This is a genomic window from Streptomyces hiroshimensis (genome assembly GCF_014650335.1).
Taxonomy (GTDB): Bacteria; Actinomycetota; Actinomycetes; order Streptomycetales; family Streptomycetaceae; genus Streptomyces; species Streptomyces hiroshimensis.
The window spans coordinates 605,391-627,249 of the sequence record NZ_BMUT01000002.1 but is presented as its reverse complement, the minus strand read 5'-3'; the positions used below and the strand labels follow the sequence as shown (position 1 = coordinate 627,249).

Below are 21,859 nucleotides of genomic sequence, written 5' to 3'. Positions count from 1 at the left end.
GCCCGCTTCACGCGTAAGGGTGGCTCTTGTCCGATTCGCCTGAGGAGTGCACGGAGGCTGTGCTTCACACGTTTCGCACCGTCACGTAAGGTAAGGCGTGCCTAAGTAGTCGCGGGGGGTGGCTGAAAAGGCCCCCTTGACCACCCGCCGGCCCCGACGGCCGGCCGGACCGACATGGAGTACGTGATGTCCCTTCGCCGCCGCGGCACCGCCGCAGTCGCCCTGTCCGTAGCCGCCGCGCTCTCCCTCGCGGCCTGCGGATCGTCGGGGGACGGCAAGGACGAGGCGGGCAAGGACGGCGGCAGCGGCTCCAAGGCCGTGGCGCAGGGCGGCAAGGACTTCGGCAAGGCCGCCGAGGAGACGGCGAAGATGGGCACGGACGCCGCGCCCGGTCAGTTCCCGCGCACCGTCAGGCACGCCCTCGGCACGACCGAGCTCAAGGAGCGCCCGAAGCGCGTCGTCGTCCTCGACGTCGGCGAGCTCGACAACGTGGTCTCGCTCGGCATCCAGCCGGTCGGCTGGGCCCCCAGCGAGGGCAGCCAGGAGCTCCCGGAGTACCTGAAGAAGGACGCCGGCGACCCGAAGAACGTCGGCACGATCAACAACCTCAACCTCGAGGCCATCAACGAGCTCCACCCGGACCTGATCCTCGGCAGCAAGCTGCGCGCGGAGAAGAACTACAAGGACCTCGCCAAGATCGCCCCGACCGTCTTCTCCGTCCGCCCGGGCTTCACGTGGAAGGAGAACTACCTCCTCAACGCGGCCGCGCTCGACAAGACCGCCGAGGCGAAGAAGAACCTCGACGCGTACGCCGCCAAGGCGAAGAAGCTCGGCGAGGACCTCGGCGGGAACAAGCCCACGATCTCGATGGTCCGCTACCTGCCGCAGTTCACGCGCCTGTACGCCGGCCAGTCCTTCATCGGCACCATCCTCAAGGACGCCGGCCTGCCGCGCCCGAAGAACCAGCAGGCCGACAAGCTCGCCGTGGAGATCGGCCCGGAGCAGATCGACCAGGCCGACGCCGACTGGATCTTCACCGGCGTCTACGGCTCCCCGGACAAGACCAAGCGCGACGCCGCCGAGGGCAACCCGCTGTGGAAGAGCCTGAAGGCGGTCAAGGACGGCCACGCCAAGGACGTCAAGGACGAGACCTGGTACCTGGGCCTGGGCGTCACGGCCGCGAACAGCGTCCTCGACGACCTCCGGGGCTTCCTCGTGAAGTAGCCGGTCCCCGGCACGGCCGTCGCCGACTCCTGGCCCGGCCGTGCCGGGCGCCCGGCACGGCCGTCGCCGAGCGATGGCCGCGCGGGCACGGCGGACAGGTAGCCTTTCCTCCGTGCCCGCACTGTCTGAAGTCATCGCCGCCCTCGACGCCCTCTGGCCCCCCGAGCGGGCCGAGCAGTGGGATGCCGTCGGCACGGTCTGCGGCGACCCCGACGCCCCGGTCACCCGGGTCCTGTTCGCGGTCGACCCCGTCCAGGAGGTCGTCGAGGAGGCCGTGGAGCTCGGCGCGAACCTCCTGGTCACGCACCACCCGCTCTATCTGCGCGGAACGACGACCGTCGCGGCCTCGACCTTCAAGGGCCGCGCCGTGCACACCCTGATCAAGAACGACATCGCGCTGCACGTCGCGCACACCAACGCCGACCGCGCCGACCCCGGCGTCTCCGACGCCCTCGCCGGCGCGCTCGACCTGCGCGTCACCGGCCCGCTCGTCCCCGACCCGGACGACCCCGCGGGCCGCCGCGGCCTCGGTCGCGTCTGCGAGGTCGACCCGCCCATGAATCTGGCCGAATTCGCCGAGCACGCCGCCAAGCGGCTGCCCGCCACGGCCCAGGGCATCCGCGTCGCAGGCGACCCCACGCGCACCATCCGCACGGTGGCGGTCTGCGGCGGCTCCGGCGACTCCCTCTTCGATGCGGTGCGGGCCGCCGGCGTGGACGCCTACGTCACCGCCGACCTGCGCCACCACCCGGCGTCCGAGGCCCAGCAGCACAGCCCGCTGGCGCTCGTCGACGCGGCGCACTGGGCCACCGAGTGGCCCTGGGCCGAGCAGGCGGCCGCCCAGCTGGACGAGATCTCCGACCGGCACGGCTGGGGCCTGCGCACCCACGTCTCGAAAACCGTCACCGACCCCTGGACCGCCCACGCGGCGTCCGCCTTCTCCGCCTCCTAGCCTTCTTACGACAATCACCCCAGGAGCCCCCAACTGAACGCCGCGCCCGCCGACCAGATCCGCCTCCTCGACCTCCAGGCGCTGGACACCCGCCTCGGTCAGCTCGCCCACAAGCGGTCGAGCCTGCCCGAGCACGCCGAGATCGCCTCCCTCGAGGCCGACCTCACCCAGCACCGCGACCTCCTCGTCGCCGCGCAGACCGAGGAGAGCGACACCGCCCGCGAGCAGACCAAGGCCGAGCAGGACGTCGACCAGGTCCGCCAGCGCGCCGCCCGTGACCAGCAGCGCCTGGACACCGGCGTCGGCATGTCCGCGAAGGACCTGGAGAACCTGCAGCGCGAGGTGGCCTCCCTCGCCAAGCGCCAGGGCGACCTGGAGGACGTCGTCCTCGAGGTCATGGAGCGCCGCGAGTCCGCGCAGGAGCGCGTCACCGAGCTGACCGGCCGCGTCGAGTCCGTCCAGGCCAAGGTCGGCGACGCCGTCGCGCGCCGCGACGCCGCCGTCGCCGAGATCGACGCCGAGGCCGCCTCGGTCACCAAGGAGCGCGAGATCGTCGCCGCCTCCGTCCCGGCCGATCTGCTGAAGCTCTACGACCGCCTGCGGGAGAAGCAGGGCGGCATCGGCGCGGCGCGCCTGAACCAGCGCCGCTGCGAGGGCTGCCGCCTGGAGCTGGACATCACCGAGCTCAACGAGGTCCGCGCCGCCGCCGCCGACCAGGTCGTCCGCTGCGAGAACTGCAGCCGCATCCTGGTCCGCACCTCCGAGTCCGGCCTGTAAGCCCCGTGGCCCCTCGCTTCATCGTCGAGGCGGACGGCGGTTCCCGGGGCAACCCGGGCCCCGCCGGCTACGGCGCCGTCGTGCTGGACGCGGCGACCGGCGAGGCGCTCGCCGAGGCCGCCGAGTACATCGGCACGGCCACGAACAACGTCGCCGAGTACCGGGGGCTCATCGCCGGCCTGGAGGCCGCGAAGGCTCTCGACGCCGACGCCGGGATCCTGGTCCGGATGGACTCCAAGCTCGTCGTGGAGCAGATGTCGGGCCGCTGGAAGATCAAGCACCCGGACATGCGGCCGCTCGCCGCCCGGGCGCGGGCGCTCTTCCCCGCGGGACAGGTCGCCTACGAGTGGATCCCGCGCGAGCAGAACAAGCACGCGGACCGGCTCGCGAACGAGGCCATGGACGCGGGCAAGGCGGGCCGTCAGTGGGATGCGGGCGCCTCCGCGGCGGCGTTCGCAGAGCGTACGGCCGCGCGCACGGCCCCGCGCGCAACGGAGCCCGTGGCGGAGCCGCTGGAAGAGCCGCTGGAGGAGCCCAAGCCCGCTCCCGTCGGCTGGGCCGCCCCCGCCGACCTCGGGGCGCCGACCACCTTCGTGCTGCTGCGGCACGGTGAGACGGCCCTCACTCCGCAGAAGCGATTCTCCGGCAGTGGCGGCAGCGACCCGGAGCTCTCGCCCGTAGGCCTTCACCAGGCCGAGCGCGCGGGCGCCGCACTCGCCGCGCGCGGCACGATCCAGGCGGTCGTCTCCTCGCCCATGCGGCGCTGCCGCGAGACGGCGGACGCCGTGGCCGCGCGCCTGGGCCTGGAGGTGCGCGTCGAGGAGGGCCTGCGCGAGGCCGACTTCGGCGCCTGGGAGGGGCTGACCTTCGCGGAGGTCCGCGAGCGCCACCCCGCCGACCTCGACGCCTGGCTCGCCTCCTCCAAGGCGGCCCCGACCGGCGGCGGCGAGAGCTTCGCGGCGGTCGCCCGCCGCGTGTCCCTCACGCGGGACAAGCTCCTCGCCCGGTACGCGGGCCGTACGGTCCTGCTGGTCACGCACGTGACGCCGGTGAAGACGCTCGTACGACTGGCCCTCGGCGCCCCGCCGGAGTCCCTGTTCCGCATGGAGCTGTCGGCGGCGTCGGTGTCGGCCGTCGCCTACTACGCGGACGGCAACGCGTCGCTGAGACTGCTCAACGACACGTCACACCTGCGGTAGGCGGCCGGGAACCGGCCGGGCTGCCGTAGGGCGGTTCCGCACCGGGCACGGGCACGGGCACGGGCATCACGCCCCCATAAGGGGCGCGGGGAACTGCGCGACCAGCCACGAACGACCCGCAGCCGACGACGGCACCCCAGCGAGGCACTCAGTCCGCCGCCCGCAGGGCCATCGCCGACTCCAGCGCGGCAACGGCCGCAACCCGTTGCCGCTCCCGCTCCTCGATGTCCTGCGCGCTCTCCCCCGTGGCCGCGACCCGCGGGCACCGAGGGCACTGCCACCGGTCGGGGGCGCCGAGCGGCGGCGGGGTCATGGCCACCTTGCAGTGGGGGCAGTTCACGGTCACTCCTTCGACATGGCCGCACGACGCGCAGACCCACACGGGCCCCTCCGCGTCCTGCTGCCTCCACGCGGTCCTCAGGCACTGCGCGCATCCGGTCGTGACGATCCCGGCCCGGCTCATGACAGGCGGCTCCGGGGTGGTGTCCGCGTACTCGATGATCCGCGCCCTGACCCGGTCGTCCGTGGTGTTGGCCATCCGGAGCAGGTGTGCGACGCGTGAGCGTGCTTCGTCAACGAAATCGTTCATGGCGGCAGCAGGCTATGGCGCCGGGGACCGTGCCCGGGGCCTGCAGCGCGCACGATCACCCTTGCGAGTGCCTCGTCCTATTGTTCGACGCTCACTTGAAGGGCACGTTGACACACGCCAGCCGCGCGCCCGCCATGCCCGCCCGGCCCTTGGCCGTCTCGGTGGCGTGCTCGTGGATGACGACGGAGCGGGCCTCGCCGGGGCGGAAGCGCCAGGCGACCGTGGAGGACGACGCGCCGTCACCCCGCCGGTCGGTGGTGAAGTCCAGCCAGACCTCGTTGCGCGGATTGGCGTACGCGGGGTCGGTCGAGGGCTGCTTGGGGTCCTTGACCTGCTGGTAGTGCGCACCCGAGTTCTCGGGGCGGGTGCCGCACGGGTTCGTGTGGACGTGGGCGCCGAACGTGCGTCCCGGCTGGAGGCCGTGCAGGCTCAGGCGGATGTGCGTGCCGTGCCGGCCGGTGCGCTCCACGACGGAGACGTGCGCGCCCGGCGGGACGGCGGCCTGGTCGAACGTCACAGCGCGCAGCACGTCGCCCGTGGGGTCCGCGAAGACGGCCCTCACGTCGGCCCCTTGGCAGTGGGCTCCGCCCATGGGCGGCACGACGGCCATCGAAGCGGCGAGCAGCGTTACGGCGAAGGACATCTTCCGCCCCTTTCAGCGGCTTCAGCAGCGGCTTCCCGAGAGTCCCCCGTACGTTCTTCCCAGCGTTCTCCCCGGCGTCCTCCCCACGGTATCGACCCCTCGCGCACCGCGCGCGGCGGACCGTGAGGACAATGAGCCGACCACCGCGTACCCCAGGAGGACGACACCATGCCCCCCAAGCCCGAGATACTCGCCGCCTTCGAGGCGGCCAAGGGGTTCATGCCGCTCGACGAGGGGCTCGCCCTCCACGCCGCCGCGGAGGAGGCCGCACGGCTCGCGCTGCCGCTGCTCGAAGTGGGGACGTACTGCGGCCGGTCGACGATCCTGCTGGCCGCCGCCGCGCGCGAGGCGGGGGTCACGGCCGTCACGGTGGACCACCACCGGGGCAGCGAGGAGCAGCAGCCGGGCTGGGAGTACCACGACGCGTCGCTCGTCGACGAGGCCGTGGGCCGGATGGACACGCTGCCCGCGTTCCGGCGCACGCTGCATCAGGCGGGGCTGGAGGAGCACGTGGTGGCGATCGTGGGGCGGTCGCCGCTGGCGGCCTCGCTCTGGGCGGCGCCGCTGGGGCTGGTGTTCATCGACGGCGGGCACACCGACGAGCACGCCACGGCGGACTACGAGGGCTGGGTGCCGCACCTCGCCCCGGGCGGGCTGCTGGTCATCCACGACGTCTTCCCCGACCCGGCCGACGGCGGCCAGGCGCCGTACCGCGTGTACCGCAGGGCACTGGAGTCCGGGGAGTTCACCGAAGTGTCGGTGACGCGCTCGCTGCGGGTGCTGCGGCGCGTACCGGTTGCGGCGTAGGCCCCCTGCGCGGCGGAGCGGCGGCGTAGCATCGCCGGGTGTCCAAAGGCAGCTTTCCCCGTGTGACCCGCCGTCCGGGCGGCATCCGTAGGCCCGTCGTCGTCGCGGTGGCGGCCCTGGTGCCGGCCGGCCTCGCGGGCTGGCTGCTGTGGGACGCGGAGGCGGACGGCGGGAAGAAGGCCCCGGTGGCCGCCGCGTCGTCGGCCTCGCCGGGCGGGTCGCCCTCGTCGCAGGCCCCGTCCCGGCAGCCGTCGCCGTCGGACGGCAAGCCTTCGGCGTCCGGGCCGTCCGCTCCCGGGTCGCCCGCTCCGGGGTCGCCCGCGCCGCCGAGCGCGTCGCCCGCCGCGGCCGACGACGGGCCGCTGCCGGACGGCCCCCTCAAGGGCAAGGTGGTCCTGGTCGATCCCGGCCACAACATCCGCAACAGCGAGCACACCACCGAGATCAACCGCTCCGTCGACATCGGCACCGGCCGCAAGGAGTGCGACACCACCGGGACGTCCACGGACGCCGGTTACGCCGAGGCCACGTTCAGCCTCGACGTCGCCCACCGGATCCGGACGCTCCTGCGGGCGCAGGGCGCCAAGGTGGTGTTCACGCACGACGGCGAGCGCCCGTACGGCCCGTGCGTGGACGAGCGGGCCGCGATCGGCAACCAGGCGCACGCCGACGCCGCCGTCTCGGTGCACGCCGACGGCTCGGCCGTCGGCAACCGCGGCTTCCATGTGATCCTGCCCGCTTCCGTCAAGGGGGGCCGCGCGGACACCTCGCCCATCGTCGGCCCGTCGAAGGACCTCGGGGTGCGCATCGCGGGCCACTTCGTGCGGAGCACCGGCAGCGCCCCGTCCAACTACATCGGCGGCGGCACGGGCCTGGACACCCGGGGCGACCTCGGCGGGCTCAACCTCTCCACCGTTCCCAAGGTGTTCATCGAGTGCGGCAACATGCGCGATCCCCAGGACGCCGCGTTGCTGACGGACGGTGCATGGCGGCAGAAGGCGGCGCAAGGGATCGCCGACGGCATCACGGACTTCCTGGACGGGTAGGGCTCCGCGGGCGGTAACGGGCCGTAGCGGCGCCCGCGGGCCGCGCGCTTGTCACGAGGCAGATACGAAGAGGACGCCCCGGCCGTGCAGGCGATAGGTTCACCCGTACGATGGGGGGCCACCCCCGCGCCCCCGCATGCTCGCGTGCCGGCGACAGCGACGTTAATGATCACACTGACAAAGGACTTTAGGTGAACATCCGCTCCCTCACTCGAGGCGACGGCGTGGTGATCGGAGCAGCGGTGTTGCTGTTCATCGCCTCGTTCCTGAGCTTCTACTCGTACGACTGCGCGGGGTCGGTCTGCCCCGCGGGGCCGAACGGCTGGAAGGCCGCTCTCTTCCCCGTCCTGCCGTCGATCTTCCTCGCCGGGATCATCGCCGCCGGGCTCGTCGTCGCCGCGCGCTTCCAGCCCGAGGGCCGCAAGCTCATGGGCCTGGAGCTCGGCCAGTGGGGCACCGCGTTCGCCGTGTTCGCCGCGTGGTCCTCGCTGTGGACGATCATCGGTGGCGCCCCGGGCGTGTCCCCGGGCGTCGGCCAGATCCTCGGCCTCCTCGGCAACGCGGCCCTGGCCGCGGCGGCGCTGCTCACCCCGCGCGTCCCGGCCCTGAAGGCCCCGCTGGTGAGCGCCCCGGGCCCGCAGGCCCCGTCCCCCTACGGCGCCGGCCCGAACCCGGGCTACGGCTACCCGGGCCCGGGCGGTGCCCAGCCGGGTGCCGCCGGTCCGTACGGCGCCCAGGCCCAGCAGCCCTTCGGCGCGCAGCCGGGCCAGCCGGACGCGAGCCTGGGCGGTGCCGCCGCGGCGCCGCAGCCGGCCGCCGGCCAGGCCGCGGCCGCCCCGGCCGGGGACTTCGCCCCGTTCTGGTTCGCGGTGCCGGTGCCCCGCCCGCTGTACGGCGAGGACGGTTCGCCGACGCAGATCGCCGAGCTCGCGCCCGGCACCTGGTACCTCGCGGTGGAGCAGCGCGGCCAGGCCCTCGTCGCCCAGACGCAGGACGGCCGCCGCGGCGTCCTGCAGGACACGACGGGGATCCAGCGCGGCTGACCGCAGTCGCCTGTGCACGATGACGGCCCGCCGGGACTTCCCGGCGGGCCGTCGCCTTTTCCGGCGGGCTTGCCGGCGGGCTTGCCGGGGCGGCGGCGCGGGCCTACGGTCAGAGGCCCGGATCCCCGGACCTGACATACCGTCAGTTCACCTGACCCGCCGGGAGGGCACGCGTGCGGCTCGGTCTCGCGCTCGGCTACTGGGGACGCGGCCCCGACCCCCGCCACCTCGGCCTCGTGCAGGAGGCGGAGCGCCTCGGCTACCACTCCGTGTGGACGGCCGAGTCCTGGGGATCCGACGCCTTCACCCCGCTCACCTGGATCGCCGCGCACACCACCCGCATCCGGCTCGGCACCGCGGTCGCGCAGATGGCCGCCCGCAGTCCCACCGCCACGGCGATGCACGCCCTCACCCTCGACCACCTCTCCGGCGGTCGGCTGCTGCTCGGGCTGGGGCTGTCGGGGCCGCAGGTCGTGGAGGGCTGGTACGGGCGGCCGTTCCCGGACAGCCCGCTCACCGCGACGCGCGAGTACGTGGACGTGGTCCGCCAAGTGCTCCGCCGCCGGGCCCCGGTGACGCTGGACGGCCGCCACCACGCCCTCCCCTACCGCGGCCCCGGCGCGACCGGCCTCGGCAGGCCGCTCCGGCCCATCACCCATCCCCTGCGCCCGGACCTGCCCGTCCTGCTCGGCGCCGAGGGACCCCGCAACGTCGCCCAGACCGCGCGCATCGCCGACGGCTGGCTGCCGCTGTACTGGTCCCCGCTGCGGACGGACCTGCACGCGGCCGCCCTCGCCACCGCGCCCGAAGGCTTCCTGGTGGCGCCGCTGGTCCGGGCGCAGGTCTGCGCCGACGTCGCCGAAGGGCTGCTCCCGGTGAAGGCGATGCTCGGCTTCTACATCGGCGGCATGGGGCACGCGCGCCGCAACTTCCACGCCGACCTCATGGGCCGCATGGGGTACGAGGAGGAGGCACAGCGGGTGCGGGAGCTGTTCCTGGCGGGCCGGCGGGAGGAGGCCGTCGCGGCCGTGCCGGACGCCTTCGCCGACGAGATCTCCCTCGTGGGGCCGCGCGGCCGCATCGCGGAGCGGCTGGAGCTGTGGCGGGCCGGGCCGGTGACGGACCTGCTGGTGACCGCGCCGGATATGGAGACGCTGCGGGTGCTGGCGGAGCTGGTGTGACCGGGGCGGCGGGGAACCGCGCGCCCGGCGGTCACGGCCGGTCCGGCCTCCCGTGCCCGTGGAGCCACGGGCCGAAGACGCCGCCGAGGTTCTTCCCGGTGCGCTCCTGCCAGAAGCGCTCGAACTCGGCGGTGTCGGCGTTGCCGTGCCGGTGCTCGCTCGCCCAGGCCCGGACGGTCTCGAAGAAGGTCTCGTCGCCGACGGCCCGGCGCAGCTTGTGCAGCACCATCGCGCCGCGGCCGTAGACGGGCGGGTCGGAGACGGTGGCCGGGGCGGGGTCGGAGGGCGGGAAGGCCCAGATGCCCTCGCTCAGCGGGTCCTTGCCGGCGTAGTAGTCCTCGAAGATCCGCTGGGCGGAACGGCCGCCGTGCTTCTCCTCCCACAGCCACTCCGCGTACGCGGCGAAGCTCTCGTTGAGCCACATGTCGCGCCAGGTGCGGGGGCTGACGGAGTTGCCGAACCACTGGTGGACGACTTCGTGCACGACGGTCACGTCGTCGGGGGCGGAGTCGAAGTACGGCTTGGTCTGGGTCTCCAGGGCGTAGTCGATGTAGGGGTTGTGGTCGACGACGGCGCCGGCGGAGGAGAAGGGGTAGGGCCCGAAGAGCTCGCTCGCCCAGGCGATGGCCTCGGGCAGGAGCTTCACCAGCCGGGGCGTGGCCGCGGCCTCCTCGGGGTGGGTGGCGATGTAGACGGGCAGGTCGCCGGCGCGGGTGGTGGTGATCTTGAAGGGGGAGACGGCCACGCTCGCCAGATAGCTCGCCATCGGCTCGGCGTTGTGCCAGGTGAAGGTGGTCCGGTCGCCCTTGGCCTGCTGTCGCTGCAGCTCTCCGTTGGCCACGGCGGTGTAGCCCTTGGGGACGGTCACCGTGAAGTCGTAGGAGGCCTTGTCGGAGGGGTGGTGGTTGCCGGGGAACCAGGCCATCGAGCCGGTCGGCTGGCCGAGGCCGACCGCTCCGTCGTCGGTCTCGACCCAGCCCTCCGCGACGTCGCCGTTCTCGTCCTTGATCTCCTTCGGTTTACCGCCGTAGACGACGACCGTCTCGAATTCGTGCCCCTTGGTGATGGACGCCCGGGGCGTCACCGTCAGCTCGCTGCCCTTCCTGGCCGTGCGCGCCGGCCGGCCGTCGACCTTGGCGCTGCGGACCGTCAGCCCCTTGAGGTCGAGGTTGAAGGCGCCGAGGTCCTGCGTCGCCCGCGAAGTGATGACGGCGGTGGCCTCCAGGCGGTTGTCCTCGGGGTCGTAGTCGAGGGTCAGGCCGTAGTGCCGGACGTCGTAGCCGCCGTTGCCCAGGCGGGGGAAGAGCGGGTCCCCCGCGCCGGGCGCGCCGGCATTGCGGGACGCGGCGTCACCGGAACCGCCACAGGCCGCCGCGACGAGCACGAAGGCGGTGGGCAGCGCGGCCTGCCACAGCCGCCGGGGCACGGAGGATCTGGGCACAACGGTCATACGGTCATGCTCTCATCAGACTGCGGGACGGCCCGTCAGGACATGACCCGGGACGGCCCGGAGGCGCCTCAGAAGACGGCACCTCGGGAGACGACACCTCAGGAGACGGCGTCTCAGAAGACGGCCCGCTCCAGCCAGAAGTCGAGCAGGCCGCGGTCGCCCAGGACCTCGATGCGGTCGGTGTCGGCGGGCAGGCGCCGGAAGAGGACGCTCAGCACGTCGGTCACCGGGCCGCGCACGGCCACGGCGGCCTTCTCGTGGGCCCGGCGCCAGGTGACGCCCTCGCCGGTGAGGTCGATGAACCACTCCGCATTGAGCTCCGCCGGGGTGTCGGTGGCGTGCAGGTGGACGGTGCGGCCGGGACCGGGCAGCTCCGCCAGCCGCGGCTTGAACGCGACGGCCGCCGGGAAGGTGAGGATGTCCAGCCACTCGTCGAGGCAGTCGGCCGCTGTCTCGGGCTCGGCCGTGAAGGGGAGGCCGAGGGCGCCCAGGGCGTCGGCGCGGTGCATGAGGGTCTCGTGCGTCATGCGGCGGGCCCAGAAGGCGGACCGCTGGTCCTCGGAGAACGTCCACACGGGGCTGTCGGTCCCCGCCTCGCGCAGGACGGCCACCAGCGCCTCGGCGCCTTCGGCGAGCCACGCCGTCAGAGCGGGCAGGTCGTCCGCGGAGGGCTGGCCCGGGGCGGGCGTGGGGACGCCGTGGCCAGCGCCGGCGGGCGGCACGAACTCCTTGACCTGCTCGCGCACGAGCGTGGTGGCCATCCGGTGGGCCTGGCCGACGTGCAGCAGGAGCTGCCCGAGCGTCCACTCCGGGCAGGTGGGCACGGTGACCGATGCGTCGGCGCCCTCGCCCAGGGCGCCCCGCAGCAGCTCGGTCTGACGGAGGATCTCGGAACAGTAGCGGTCGTGGCTGAGCATCGTCGTCGTCATGACCTCACTGTAGAGCGGCCCACTGACAACGCCCTTGACAGGCCCGGAAGTTCAGACTCCGGTTCACCGTTCCGGCCAGCCGCCCGCCACGCGGAGGGACCCGTTCAGAGGCGCTACGCGCAGCAGTCCGGCTCCAGCCCCGCAGGGAGCCGTTCCCCGCCGAACACCGCGGTCGTCGCCTCGTCGCCCCCGAGCGCGGCCGCCGCGAGCAGCAGCGAACCCGCCGTCCACGTGGTGCGCTCCTCGGGCCAGACGGCGTCGTCGTCGTAGACGTAGCCCGTCCAGTACATGCCGTCCGCGGCCCGCAGGTGCTGGATCCACTGCAGGATCTGCACGGCGCGGTCCGACTCCCCCATCACCCACAGCGCGAGGGCGAGCTCACAGCTCTCGCCGCCCGTCACCCACGGGTTGGGCAGCACGCAGCGCACGCCCAGGCCCGGGACGACGAAGCGGTCCCAGCCCTCCTCTATGCGCTCCTTGGCGGCGACGCCGGTGACCGCGCCGCCGAGGACGGGGTAGTACCAGTCCATCGAGTAGCGGCTCTTGTCGAGGAACCGCTCCGGGTGCCGGCGTATCGCGTGCGCGAGCAGGCCCGTGGCCAGCTCCCAGTCCGGCTGCGGCTCCTCGCGGTGCTCGGCGATGGCCAGGGCGCAGCGCAGGGCCTGGTGGATGGACGAGGAGCCGGTCAGCAGCGCGTCCGTGACGGGGGTGCCGTCCTCCTCGCGCTTCCAGCCGATCTGCCCGCCGGCCTGCTGGAGCGCCAGGACGAACTCCACGGCCGCGTAGACGGTCGGCCACATGCTGTCGAGGAAGGCGTCGTCGCCGGTGGCGAGGTAGTGGTGCCAGACGCCCACGGCCACGTAGGCGACGAAGTTCGACTCGCGGGAGCGGTCGGTGGGCTCGTCGGCGGCACCGTCGGCGTAGGCGGCGTACCAGGAGCCGTCGGAGTTCTGGTGGCGGGCGAGCCAGCGGTAGGCGGCCTCGGCGCGGTCGTGCTCGCCCGCGGCGTCGAGGGCCATGGCGGCCTCGGTGTGGTCCCACGGGTCGAGGTGGTGGCCGCGGAACCAGGGGATGGCGCCGTCCTCGCGCTGGACGGCGGCGATGCCGGCGACGGTGCCCGTGACCTGTTCGGCGGTCAGGACGCCGGGCAGCACGAGGCGCTCGGTGCGGCCGGAGCCGCGGCTGAAGAGAGTCACGCGTCCGTCCCGGTGGCGGGCAGGTGCGGCTTGGTCGCGTACGCCACGAAGCTCTTGCCGATGAGCGGGTTGAGGGCCTGCTCGGCGACCCTGGTGGCCAGGGGCTTCTTCATGATGTCCCAGACCAGCAGCTTGTGGTAGGCGCGGACGGGCAGCGCCTTGTCGTTGTCGACGCCGAAGGCGCACTTGAGCCACCAGTAGGGGCTGTGCAGGCCGTGGGCGTGGTGGGTGCCGTACGGGACGAGGCCGGCCTCGCGCATGCGGTCCAGGAGCTCGTCGCCGCGGTAGATGCGGATGTGGCCGCCCTCGACCTCGTGGTAGGCGTCCGAGAGCGCCCAGCAGATCTTCTCCGGGCCGTAGCGCGGGACGGTGACGGCGATCCGGCCGCCCGGCTTGAGGACGCGCACCATCTCGGCGAGCACGCCCTTGTCGTCCGGGATGTGCTCCATGACCTCGGAGATGATGACGACGTCGAAGCTGTCGTCGGGGAAGGGCAGCGCGAGGGCGTCACCCTCCATGGCGGTGGCGGTGGCCCCGGGTGGCGCCTCACCGGCCTCCTTCATGGCCGCGAACCACTTGGCGACTTCGCGTATCTCCTCGCCGTTGCGGTCCAGCGCGACGACGCGCGCTCCGCGCCGGTAGCACTCGAAGGCGTGCCGCCCCGCGCCGCAGCCCAGGTCGAGGACGCGGTCGCCTGCGGCGAGCGGGAAGCGGGAGAAATCGACGGTCAGCACGGGTATTTGCCTTCGGCCGGCGGGACGGGGTGGTTGATTGCGGAAACGGAGGGCCTCCGGCCCGGGTCACCGGAGCGGGACGCCACCGGGTGGCCCCGGTCGGGCACCGCCGGGCTGCGCCGATGCGGCTGAGCACCGCTGCGGCGGGAGATTTCCGCCGGTGGCAGGGCGTGGCCTGCGGCGCTGCGGCCGCGCCCGGAGAACCCTCCGGCGCAACGGCGAGCAAGCCCCGCAGCCGTGTCCGGCGGTGCCGAACAGGCCCGGCCCGGCACCGCCGGGCTGCGCCGATGCGGCTGAGCACCGCTGCGGCGGGGGGTTTCTGCCGGCGGCAGGACATAGCCTGCGGCACTGCCGCCGCGCCCGAAGAACCCTCCGCCGCAACGGCGAGCAAGCCCCGCGGCGGTCTCCGGCGGTGCCGAACAGGCCTGGTCCGGCGCCGCCGGAACGCGACGCTGCAGCTGAGCGCCGCTACGGCAAGCGCTTGTCGTCGGCAGCGCAGTCGTGCCCGACCGGCGGTGCCAAGCCGCCCGCCGCGTGGCGTGCGGTGCCGCGCCCGGCATCAGGCGGGCCGTCCGGCGCTTCGGGCGCCGCCCGCGAGGGCGATCGCCTCGCGGTAGTGCCGCGCCGTACCGATCGCGGCCTCGCGCCAGGTGAAGCGGGACAGGACGCGTTCGCGGCCCGCGGCGCCGAGGCGGCGGCGGAGTCCGGGGTCGTCGAGGAGCCGGCCCAGGGCGGAGGCGAGCGCCCCGGGGTCGCCCGGCGGGACGGCGAGGCAGGTCTCCCCGTCGGGGCCCGCGACCTCCGGTATGGCGCCGCCGGTGGTGGCCGCCAGCGGCGTGCCCGTGGCCATGGCCTCGGCGGCCGGCAGCGAGAAGCCCTCGTACAGCGACGGCACGCAGGCGACCTGCGCCGACCGCACGAGGTCGACGAGTTCGGCGTCGGTGATGCCCTTGACGAACTCGACGGCGTTCTCCAGCCCGCAGCGCCGGATCGCGGTGGCGACCGGCCCGTCCTCGGCGCGCTTGCCGACGACGACGAGGTGCGCTGCGGGGTGCCGGCGGCGGACCACGGCCAGGGCCTCGATCAGGTGCACCAGGCCCTTGAGGGGCACGTCCGCGCTGGAGGTGGTGACGATCCGGCCCGGCACCTCGGGCACGGACGGGTCCGGCGAGAACAGGTCCGTGTCGGCGCCGATGGGCACGACGTGCACTCGCTCGGCCCGGACGCCGAGGTGGTCGACGATCTCCTGGCGCGAGGAGCCGGAGACGGTGAGCACGGACGGCAGCCGCCGGGCGACCCGCTTCTGCATCCGGGTGAAGCCGTACCAGCGCCGCACGGAGGCCCGCCGCTTCCAGTCCGCCGCGGCGGCGAGGTCGAGCTGCCGGTCGACGGTGATGGGGTGGTGGACGGTGGTCACCAGCGGAGCGCCGATCGCGGCGGGGCCGCCGAGGAGCCCGTAGCCCAGGGTCTGGTTGTCGTGGACGACGTCGAACCGGCCGCGCTGCGCGGCGAGATGACGCCGCGCGCGCAGGCTGAAGGTGAGCGGCTCGGGGAAGCCGCCCGTCCACATGGTGGAGACCTCCAGCGCGTCGATCCAGTCGCGGTACTCGTCGCGGCCGGGCGTACGGAAGGGGTCCGGCTGGCGGTAGAGGTCGAGGCTCGGGAGCTCGGTGAGGGTCACGCCCTCGTCGAGGACGGGGTACGGCTGGGAGCCGATGACCTCCACGCTGTGCCCGAGGCGGGCGAGTTCACGGGAGAGGTGGCGGACGTAGACGCCCTGGCCGCCGCAGAACGGGTTGCCCTTGTAGGTGAGCAGCGCGATCCGCAGGGGGCGGTCGCCGTCCCCGTCCCGGAGGCCGTCGTTCCGTGCGTCCTGCCCCGCGCGCGCCTCGCGCGCCGCCGCATCTGCGAGAGCTGCCTCAGTGGCCTCAGCGGTCACTCCCCCGGCCTCCTTCTGGCTGCTGTTCCGGCCGGAGCGTAACCGGTCGCGCTAATCTAGAACAAGTTTCAGACTGGGTCGTCCAGAAGCCTCGAATCTACCGGCCGGAAGGGCGGTCTCCAGGACCGGATCGGGTGATTCGCGCCACGGCCCGGCCCCTGCCATGCTGTGCCGTCCGGGCCGGACAGACACCCCTGGATGGATTGCCACGGAATGGGACATATGACGACGGAACCCAAGTCGCCGACCGCGCGGGCCGTGCCCGCCGGGCCCAGCCTTCCCCTGACCGAGCGTCAGGAGGCCCGCCGCCGCCGGATCCTGCAGGCCACCGCGGAGCTCGCGAGCCGCGGCGGCTTCGACGCCGTGCAGATGCGGGAGGTCGCCGAGGCGGCGGGCGTCGCGCTCGGCACGCTCTACCGCTACTTCCCCTCCAAGATCCACCTGCTGGTCGCCACCATGCAGGACCAGCTGCAGCGGCTGCACGGGACGCTGCGCAAGCGCCCGCCGACGGACGCCGACCCGGCCGCGCGCGTGGCCCAGACCCTGATGCGGGCCTTCCGCGCCATGCAGCGCGAGCCGCACCTGGCCGATGCGATGGTGCGCGCCCTCACCTTCGCCGACCGCTCGGTGAGCTCCGAGGTCGACACCGTCTCCCGGCTCACCACGACGATCATCCTCGACGCCATGGGACCGGCCGGGCCGCCCACCCCCGAGCAGCTCTCCGCCGTCCGCGTCATCGAGCACACCTGGCACTCGGCGCTCATCACCTGGCTCTCGGGGCGCGCTTCGATCGCACAGGTGCGGATCGACATCGAGACCGTCTGCCGGCTCATTCGGCTCACTACCCCACAGCAGGCCTGACGCGCTACCCCCGGCACCCGATTCATGGGGGGCGCTTTCGAGTGAACTTGGGGCGCACGTGGCGGAATTCATGCGCCCTTGCGCCCCCTCCATGTCCGGTATACGCGCCCGGAGCGGTGGCACACGCCGGTATGAATGAGCGTCGTGTCCGGCGCAGCACTCGCTGCGCGGGGGAGCGGGAAGGCGGGGACCGTGATCCGGGTGCTTCTGGTGCATGACACCTATCTGCTGCGGGCGGCACTGGCGGCTCTCCTCGGCAGAGAGCCGGACCTGGAGGTCTCCTCGGCATCGTGGCAACGCGCGGTGGTCATGTCGGACTCGCTGCGGCCGCACGTGTGCGTGGTGGACATGGACAGCCCGGAGGCGGGCGGGCCGGGCGGCCTGCGGGAGCTGTCCGGGCACGGTGACGCGCGCGACGACAGGGCGGCCCTGCTCGCCCTGGCCAGCGCGGGGCGGCCGGGGCCGCTGCGCCGGGCGTACGAGGAGAAGGCTCTGGGGTACTTGAGCAAAAACGCTTCTCCCGACCGGTTGGTCGAGGGGATAAGGCATGTGGCGAAAGGCGAGCGGTACATCGACGAGACGCTCGGCTTCGGCTTCCTGGAGGCCGCTGAGATCCCGCTGACGAGACGGGAGCTGAGCGTGCTGTCACTCGCGGCGGAGGGGGCGTCCGTCGGGGAGATCGCCAGCAGCCTGCACCTGTCCAACGGGACGGTGCGCAACTACATGGCCGCGATCACCCGGAAGACCGGGGCGCGGAACCGGGTCGACGCGATCCGTATCTCGCAGGGGGCGGGGTGGGTATGAGGGGCTGTCTCGGCATGAAGAGCCGTCCCGGTGTGCCGGGTTCCGGGGCTCGGGGCCTCGGTGGGCCGGGTCGGCGGCGCCCATGAGGTCGCGGTAGAGCGGGGACCGCGCCAGCAGCTCGTGGTGCTCCCCGCAGACCGTGTCCGCGCCGTCCATCACCAGGATGCGGGTCGCACGGCGGGCGGAGGCGGCCCGGTGCGCGATGACGACGAGGGTGCCGCCGGGGCGGCTCGCGAAGGCCCGTTCTGCGCGGGCCTCCGCGACGGGGTCGAGGTGGCTGGTCGCCTCGTCCAGCACGGCGAGGGGGGCGGGCGACAGATAGGCCCGTGCCAGGGCGATCTGCTGCCGCTCCCCCGCCGAAAGCTCCGCCGGGGCGAGGGGGGCGGCGAAGCCGCCCACACGGCGGACGAGTTCCGCCATGCCGAGCGCCTCCGCAGCGGCCCGCAGCTCCTCCTCCGGGACGGGGTCGTCCCGGAGATAGCCGAGGTTGTCGGCGACGGTCCCCGAGAACACGTACGCCTCCTGCGGAATCAGCACCCGCCGTGCGGCGGCGGCCGCCGTGCCGGCCCGGGCGCCGCCCACGGTGACCTCGCCGCCGCCCGGGCGCAGGAGGCCTGCGACCAGCCCGGCCAGCGTCGACTTCCCGACGCCGCTGGGGCCGACGACGGCCAGGTGCGCGCCCCGGGGCAGGGTCAGGTCCAGATCGCGTACGACGGGGTCGGCGCGGTCGCCGTAGGCGAAGGTGAGGCGGCGCAGGGCGAGCGCGGGGGCTGGGGCGTCCTGTGGTGCGGCTGTTGCTGTGGCTGCCGGTTCGCCCGGCGGGCCGTCGGGCAGACCCGGCGCCGTGAGCCTGCGCACCACCACGGCGAGGCGGGAGCCGCTCGTACCGAGGCCGTGGACGAGGTTCTGCAGCGCGGGCATGAGGGACTGCGTCAGATAGGCGAGCGCGCCCACGAGGCCGCCCGCGGTGACGCCGTGGTCCAGCAGCCACGGCGCCCCCGCCAGCAGGAGCACCACCGGCAGCTGCCCGGCCAGGGCGAGCGCCACGACCCGTACGACGGACCAGCGCGCGAGCGAGCGGGAGGCGTGCAGCGTGGCATCGGTGAGGGCGCCGGTCTCCGCGCGGACGCGGGGCTCGGCGCCGGCCGCCGTGACGTCGCGCAGGCCGGCGAAGACGTCGCCGAGCCCGGCGGCGAGGGTCTCGTCCGCGGCGAGGTACGCCTCCTGGCGGCGGGCGAGCGGGCGCAGCGTCGCCAGGAACAGGCCGAGCCCCAGGACGAGGGGCGGTGCGACGACCGCCAGCAGCGGGGGTGCGAGCAGGAACAGGCCCGTCAGGGCGCCGGCCGCGGTGAAGACGAACGACCGCGAGACCATGACCAGGCCGGCGAAGGCGTCACGGGCGATCTCCACCTGGTGCGTCAGCCGGGACACGGCCGCGGTGTCGCTGCCGCCGCCGCGGTGCAGGGCGCGGGAGACGACCGTCCGCACGAGCCCGTCCCGGAAGGGCTCCACGAGTCCGGCGACGCCGCCGTACGTACGCCCCGTCCCGTACGCCCCGGCGACCACGGCGACGGCGGCCAGGCCGAGCCAGGCGAGGCCGGTACGGGGGCGCCCGGCGAGAAACCCTTCGTCGAGCGCCTCGGCCAGCGCGTACCCCAGGGCGAAGGTGTGCCCGGCCTCCACGACGGACCAGGCGAGCAGCGCCGCGACGACGCGTCGCCGCCGGGCGAGATAACGGACCCCTCGCCGGGCGAGCCCGGGCTCAACGGGTGTCACGGGGACCTCCAGGGTGAGCGCGGAAGCGTGCGGTCCGCCCGGCAGGGACGGTTCGGCTCGCCGCCGCGGCGGAAGGAGCGGGCCGACGCCCCCGCAGCCGGCCGGCTCGGCCGGTCCGTCCGGTCGGCACCGCCGGACTCCACCGTGGAGCGACTCGCCGTCGCGGCGGAGGAGGGCGGCTGCGGCCCAGCTGCTTTCGGCAGCCCGTCCGGCATCGCCGGATGACACCCGCCGCCACGAGAAGGGCCGACTCGGCACCGCCGGGACGCGCCGCGGGACGACTCGCCGTCGCGGAGGAAGAGGAGTGGCTGACACCCGGCCGGCTCCAGCCACCGGGTCGACACCGCCGGACAACTCCCCCGGTGACAGCCGAGACCGGCCCGGCACCGCCGGGAACCGCCGCGGGACGACTCGCCGTCGCGGCGGAAGAGGAGTGGCTGACACCCGGCCGGCTCCAGCCACCGGGTCGACACCGCCGGACAACTCCCCCGGTGACAGCCGAGACCGGCCCGGCACCGCCGGAAGCCGCCACGGGGCGGCTCGCCGTCGCGGCGGGAAGGGCAAGCCCGCGGCCCCGTAGCCGGACAGGCCGTCCTGCGCCCGCGGGCTCCGCCGCGGAGCGGCTTGCCCACGTCGGCCGGGCCCGCGGTCATGACGTCGCCTCACGCATCGAAGACCGCCCGGTAGTCCGGGTCGTCCCACAGTTCGGCGTGCGGGGCCACCGCCCGCACTCTTCCCTCGTGGAGCCACAGGACGCGGTCCGTGCTCGCGGCCGTCGTCACGCGGTGGGCTATCAGTACGCGCGTGGGGGCGGACGACGCGTGGAGGGCTGCCGTGACGCGGCGTTCCGTCGCAGTGTCCAGGCTGGACGTGGCGTCGTCCAGGATGAGGAGGCGGCCCGCGTGGGCGAAGGCGCGGGCGAGGCCCAGGCGCTGGGCCTCGCCGCCCGAGAGGGGGGCGTCCGCGCAGGGCGTGTCGTAGCCGTGCGGGAGGCGCCGTACGAAGTCGTCCGCGCACGCCGCCCGCGCCGCGGCCTCCCGCACCTCGCGCCCCGGCGTGACCGCCCCGAAGCCGATCGTGCCTCCGACCGTGCCGCCCAGCAGCGCGGGCCGGGCGAAGGCGTAGCCGACGGCGCGGCGCAGGTCGTGGTGGCGGAGGGCGGAGAGGGGGACGCCGTCGAGGAGGACGGTGCCGGCGTCGGGGTCGGCGAGGCGGCCTGCCACTTCCGCGAGGACCGACTTGCCGCTGCCGGATCGTCCGACGACCGCCAGTGAACTCCCCCCGGGCACCGTCACGGTGACGTCCTGCAGGACCGTCCGGCCGCCGCGCGCCGCCCGCACGCCCCGCAGTTCCAGGGTGCCGGGCCCGGGCGGCAGCAGCCGCTCGCCGTACGGGGCTGCGGGCACGGCGAGGACTTCCGCGGCGCGGGCGGCCGCGGCGCGGGCGCGGGCCGCGGCGTTGAGGTGGCCGACGAGCATGCCGACGCCGGTGGCGAGCACGGCGTAGCGGGATGCGGCGAGGAGGTCCCCGACGCTGAGGAGGCCCTGGGAGAGCCGGAGGCCGGCGACGGCGAGGACGGTGATCTGGAGCAGCGGCACGAGCGTGCCGGCCTGGGCCGTGGAGCGGCCCTGGACGCGCCACATGCGGTGCCCCTCGCGGGAGAGCCCCGGCAGCGGTCCGAGGATGCGGGCCTCTTCCCGGGCTGTGGTCCCGGCGGCGGCGATGGTGCGCGCCCCGCCGAGCGCTTCGACCAGGCGCCCGGCGATGTCCCCCTGGAGCTGCTGGTAGCGGGCGACGCAGTCCGTGGAGGCGCGGGTGAAGGCGCGCAGGAGGACGGCGAGCAGTGGCGCGCCGGCGAGGAAGGCGAGCGCGAGCCGGGGGTCGATGAGGCCGAGGGCGACGATCCCGCCGACGGGGCCCGCCACGGACGCGGCGGCGTGGGCGAGCGTGGCGGGAGCGGTGCCGGTGTCGGCGGCGTTGCCGACGAGGCGGGTGACGAGGTCGCCGGGCGGGAAGCGGCCGGTGGCCTGCGGGCCCGTGGCGAGGACGTGGCCGAGGAGCCGGTGGCGCAGCCGGGCGGTGGCGTGGGCGGCCGTGGTGCCGGTGAGGAGTTCGGCGAGCGCGTCGAGGGCGGCGGGGCCGGCGACGAGGAGCGCGCACAGGCCGACCCAGCGGCCGGTGTCGGCGCCGCGGCGGGCGAGGAGCAGGTCGAGGGTGTGGCCGAGGGTGACGGGCAGCAGCAGGGCCGCCCCGGTGGACGCGACCGCGAGGAGGGCGAGCGCGGCGGCCCGGGCGGCGCTGTGCCGGGCGGTGCCGAGCAGCAGCCGGTCTCCGGTGGAGGCCGTGGCGGTGCGGGTGTGTGCCATGGATCGGTGGCCCTCGCGTCCGTACCATCCGTAGGGAAAGTGTCCGCAGGCGAATGCGGACCCGGGCGGGCCCCTCGTCGCAGGAGGGGCCCGCCCGGTGCCTGCTCAGCGTCCGGTCCGGTGCCGGACCGGAGACGGATCCGGGTGCCGGATCAGAGACAGATCAGCACGCTGGCGGTGCTGACACAGGAGAGCAGGCTGACCGTGCTCTGGCCACCGCCACCGTGACCGGTGTTCTCGTCGGACTCCATGTTCTGCAGGTCGAGAAGCGCCATGGTCGTGTTCCTTTCGTGGGGTTCCCGTGGGGACGGGGTTCGGTTTCTTTGTGTGCGTCTTACTGTTC

Annotated in this window: 20 protein-coding genes and 1 pseudogene; 11 read left to right on the top strand and 10 right to left on the bottom strand. The window is 74.2% G+C overall.

What is annotated here, in order from left to right; translation table 11 throughout:
- Nucleotides 1-186 precede the first annotated feature (186 nt).
- The 4 genes from IE241_RS08190 (at nt 187) to IE241_RS08175 (ending at nt 4,152) form a co-directional block, all read left to right on the top strand.
- Nucleotides 187-1,224: an ABC transporter substrate-binding protein gene (locus tag IE241_RS08190; protein WP_190020928.1), complete on the top strand. Its 1,038-nt coding sequence runs from the start codon at nt 187-189 to the stop codon at nt 1,222-1,224.
- Nucleotides 1,225-1,336: 112 nt separating this feature from the next.
- On the top strand, nt 1,337-2,176 hold the full coding sequence (locus tag IE241_RS08185) for a Nif3-like dinuclear metal center hexameric protein (RefSeq protein WP_190020927.1): 840 nt from the start codon (nt 1,337-1,339) through the stop codon (nt 2,174-2,176).
- Nucleotides 2,177-2,209: 33 nt separating this feature from the next.
- Nucleotides 2,210-2,953: a zinc ribbon domain-containing protein gene (locus tag IE241_RS34770; RefSeq protein ID WP_190021097.1), complete on the top strand. Its 744-nt coding sequence runs from the start codon at nt 2,210-2,212 to the stop codon at nt 2,951-2,953.
- Nucleotides 2,954-2,958: 5 nt separating this feature from the next.
- A complete protein-coding gene (locus IE241_RS08175; RefSeq protein ID WP_190020926.1) occupies nt 2,959-4,152 on the top strand; it encodes a bifunctional RNase H/acid phosphatase in 1,194 nt (397 codons plus the stop codon).
- A 148-nt stretch (nt 4,153-4,300) separates the two neighbouring features.
- On the opposite strand, the gene IE241_RS34050 is transcribed toward IE241_RS08175, so the two are convergent.
- Entirely contained in the window at nt 4,301-4,741 is a 441-nt protein-coding gene (locus IE241_RS34050; RefSeq protein ID WP_229898911.1) for a hypothetical protein, read from the bottom strand.
- Nucleotides 4,742-4,832: 91 nt separating this feature from the next.
- Nucleotides 4,833-5,384, bottom strand: a complete 552-nt coding sequence (locus IE241_RS08165; protein WP_190020925.1) for a superoxide dismutase family protein — start codon at nt 5,382-5,384, stop codon at nt 4,833-4,835.
- 168 nt (nt 5,385-5,552) lie between these two features.
- On the opposite strand from IE241_RS08165, the gene IE241_RS08160 reads away from it, so the two are divergent.
- The 4 genes from IE241_RS08160 to IE241_RS08145 all read left to right on the top strand — a co-directional run bounded on the left by IE241_RS08160 (nt 5,553) and on the right by IE241_RS08145 (nt 9,461).
- Nucleotides 5,553-6,191 (top strand): class I SAM-dependent methyltransferase, encoded by a 639-nt coding sequence (locus IE241_RS08160; protein WP_190020924.1) that lies wholly within the window; start codon nt 5,553-5,555, stop codon nt 6,189-6,191.
- Nucleotides 6,192-6,253: 62 nt separating this feature from the next.
- Nucleotides 6,254-7,237 (top strand): N-acetylmuramoyl-L-alanine amidase, encoded by a 984-nt coding sequence (locus tag IE241_RS08155; RefSeq protein ID WP_229898909.1) that lies wholly within the window; start codon nt 6,254-6,256, stop codon nt 7,235-7,237.
- A 191-nt stretch (nt 7,238-7,428) separates the two neighbouring features.
- On the top strand, nt 7,429-8,280 hold the full coding sequence (locus tag IE241_RS08150) for a hypothetical protein (protein WP_190020923.1): 852 nt from the start codon (nt 7,429-7,431) through the stop codon (nt 8,278-8,280).
- 173 nt (nt 8,281-8,453) lie between these two features.
- Nucleotides 8,454-9,461 (top strand): LLM class F420-dependent oxidoreductase, encoded by a 1,008-nt coding sequence (locus IE241_RS08145; protein ID WP_190020922.1) that lies wholly within the window; start codon nt 8,454-8,456, stop codon nt 9,459-9,461.
- A gap of 31 nt (nt 9,462-9,492) precedes the next feature.
- Here IE241_RS08145 and IE241_RS08140 read toward each other — a convergent pair whose 3' ends face one another.
- The 5 genes from IE241_RS08140 to IE241_RS08120 form a co-directional block, all read right to left on the bottom strand.
- A complete protein-coding gene (locus IE241_RS08140) occupies nt 9,493-10,911 on the bottom strand; it encodes a M1 family metallopeptidase (protein ID WP_190020921.1) in 1,419 nt (472 codons plus the stop codon).
- 113 nt (nt 10,912-11,024) lie between these two features.
- Nucleotides 11,025-11,840 carry a maleylpyruvate isomerase family mycothiol-dependent enzyme gene (locus IE241_RS08135; RefSeq protein ID WP_190020920.1) on the bottom strand — a complete coding sequence of 272 codons (816 nt, stop codon included), beginning with the start codon at nt 11,838-11,840 and terminating at the stop codon, nt 11,025-11,027.
- Between the two features lie 113 nt (nt 11,841-11,953).
- A complete protein-coding gene (locus IE241_RS08130) occupies nt 11,954-13,036 on the bottom strand; it encodes a prenyltransferase/squalene oxidase repeat-containing protein (protein ID WP_190020919.1) in 1,083 nt (360 codons plus the stop codon).
- A complete protein-coding gene (locus IE241_RS08125; RefSeq protein WP_190020918.1) occupies nt 13,033-13,770 on the bottom strand; it encodes a class I SAM-dependent methyltransferase in 738 nt (245 codons plus the stop codon). Before IE241_RS08125 ends, IE241_RS08130 begins: the two co-directional genes overlap by 4 nt.
- A 559-nt stretch (nt 13,771-14,329) precedes the next feature.
- Complete coding sequence (locus IE241_RS08120) at nt 14,330-15,709, bottom strand: glycosyltransferase family 4 protein (RefSeq protein ID WP_373300607.1); 1,380 nt, start codon at nt 15,707-15,709, stop codon at nt 14,330-14,332.
- 222 nt (nt 15,710-15,931) lie between these two features.
- Between IE241_RS08120 and IE241_RS08115 the strand changes: the two genes are divergently transcribed.
- Nucleotides 15,932-16,570: a TetR family transcriptional regulator gene (locus IE241_RS08115; protein WP_190020917.1), complete on the top strand. Its 639-nt coding sequence runs from the start codon at nt 15,932-15,934 to the stop codon at nt 16,568-16,570.
- A 192-nt stretch (nt 16,571-16,762) separates the two neighbouring features.
- Complete coding sequence (locus IE241_RS34765; protein ID WP_373300620.1) at nt 16,763-17,374, top strand: response regulator transcription factor; 612 nt, start codon at nt 16,763-16,765, stop codon at nt 17,372-17,374.
- A 336-nt stretch (nt 17,375-17,710) separates the two neighbouring features.
- On the opposite strand, the pseudogene IE241_RS34925 reads toward IE241_RS34765, so the two are convergent.
- Nucleotides 17,711-18,295 (bottom strand): annotated as a pseudogene (locus IE241_RS34925) (ATP-binding cassette domain-containing protein); the annotation flags it as partial.
- Nucleotides 18,296-19,177: 882 nt separating this feature from the next.
- On the opposite strand from IE241_RS34925, the gene IE241_RS08100 reads away from it, so the two are divergent.
- Nucleotides 19,178-19,375 (top strand): hypothetical protein, encoded by a 198-nt coding sequence (locus tag IE241_RS08100; protein WP_190021112.1) that lies wholly within the window; start codon nt 19,178-19,180, stop codon nt 19,373-19,375.
- Between the two features lie 437 nt (nt 19,376-19,812).
- Here the strand turns inward: IE241_RS08100 and IE241_RS08095 are convergent, their stop codons facing one another.
- Together IE241_RS08095 and IE241_RS08090 are read right to left on the bottom strand one after the other, a co-directional pair.
- Complete coding sequence (locus tag IE241_RS08095; RefSeq protein WP_190020915.1) at nt 19,813-21,516, bottom strand: ABC transporter ATP-binding protein; 1,704 nt, start codon at nt 21,514-21,516, stop codon at nt 19,813-19,815.
- 152 nt (nt 21,517-21,668) lie between these two features.
- Nucleotides 21,669-21,791 (bottom strand): SapB/AmfS family lanthipeptide, encoded by a 123-nt coding sequence (locus IE241_RS08090; protein WP_190020914.1) that lies wholly within the window; start codon nt 21,789-21,791, stop codon nt 21,669-21,671.
- Nucleotides 21,792-21,859 lie beyond the last annotated feature (68 nt).

Coding starts and splice junctions, on each gene's coding strand:
- IE241_RS08190 (WP_190020928.1), top strand. CDS start 187: ATGTCCCTTCGCCGCCGCGGCACCGCCGCAGTCGCCCTGTCCGTAGCC.
- IE241_RS34050 (WP_229898911.1), bottom strand. CDS start 4,741: ATGAACGATTTCGTTGACGAAGCACGCTCACGCGTCGCACACCTGCTC.
- IE241_RS08165 (WP_190020925.1), bottom strand. CDS start 5,384: ATGTCCTTCGCCGTAACGCTGCTCGCCGCTTCGATGGCCGTCGTGCCG.
- IE241_RS08160 (WP_190020924.1), top strand. CDS start 5,553: ATGCCCCCCAAGCCCGAGATACTCGCCGCCTTCGAGGCGGCCAAGGGG.
- IE241_RS08140 (WP_190020921.1), bottom strand. CDS start 10,911: ATGACCGTTGTGCCCAGATCCTCCGTGCCCCGGCGGCTGTGGCAGGCC.
- IE241_RS08135 (WP_190020920.1), bottom strand. CDS start 11,840: ATGACGACGACGATGCTCAGCCACGACCGCTACTGTTCCGAGATCCTC.
- IE241_RS08115 (WP_190020917.1), top strand. CDS start 15,932: ATGACGACGGAACCCAAGTCGCCGACCGCGCGGGCCGTGCCCGCCGGG.
- IE241_RS08095 (WP_190020915.1), bottom strand. CDS start 21,516: ATGGCACACACCCGCACCGCCACGGCCTCCACCGGAGACCGGCTGCTG.
- IE241_RS08090 (WP_190020914.1), bottom strand. CDS start 21,791: ATGGCGCTTCTCGACCTGCAGAACATGGAGTCCGACGAGAACACCGGT.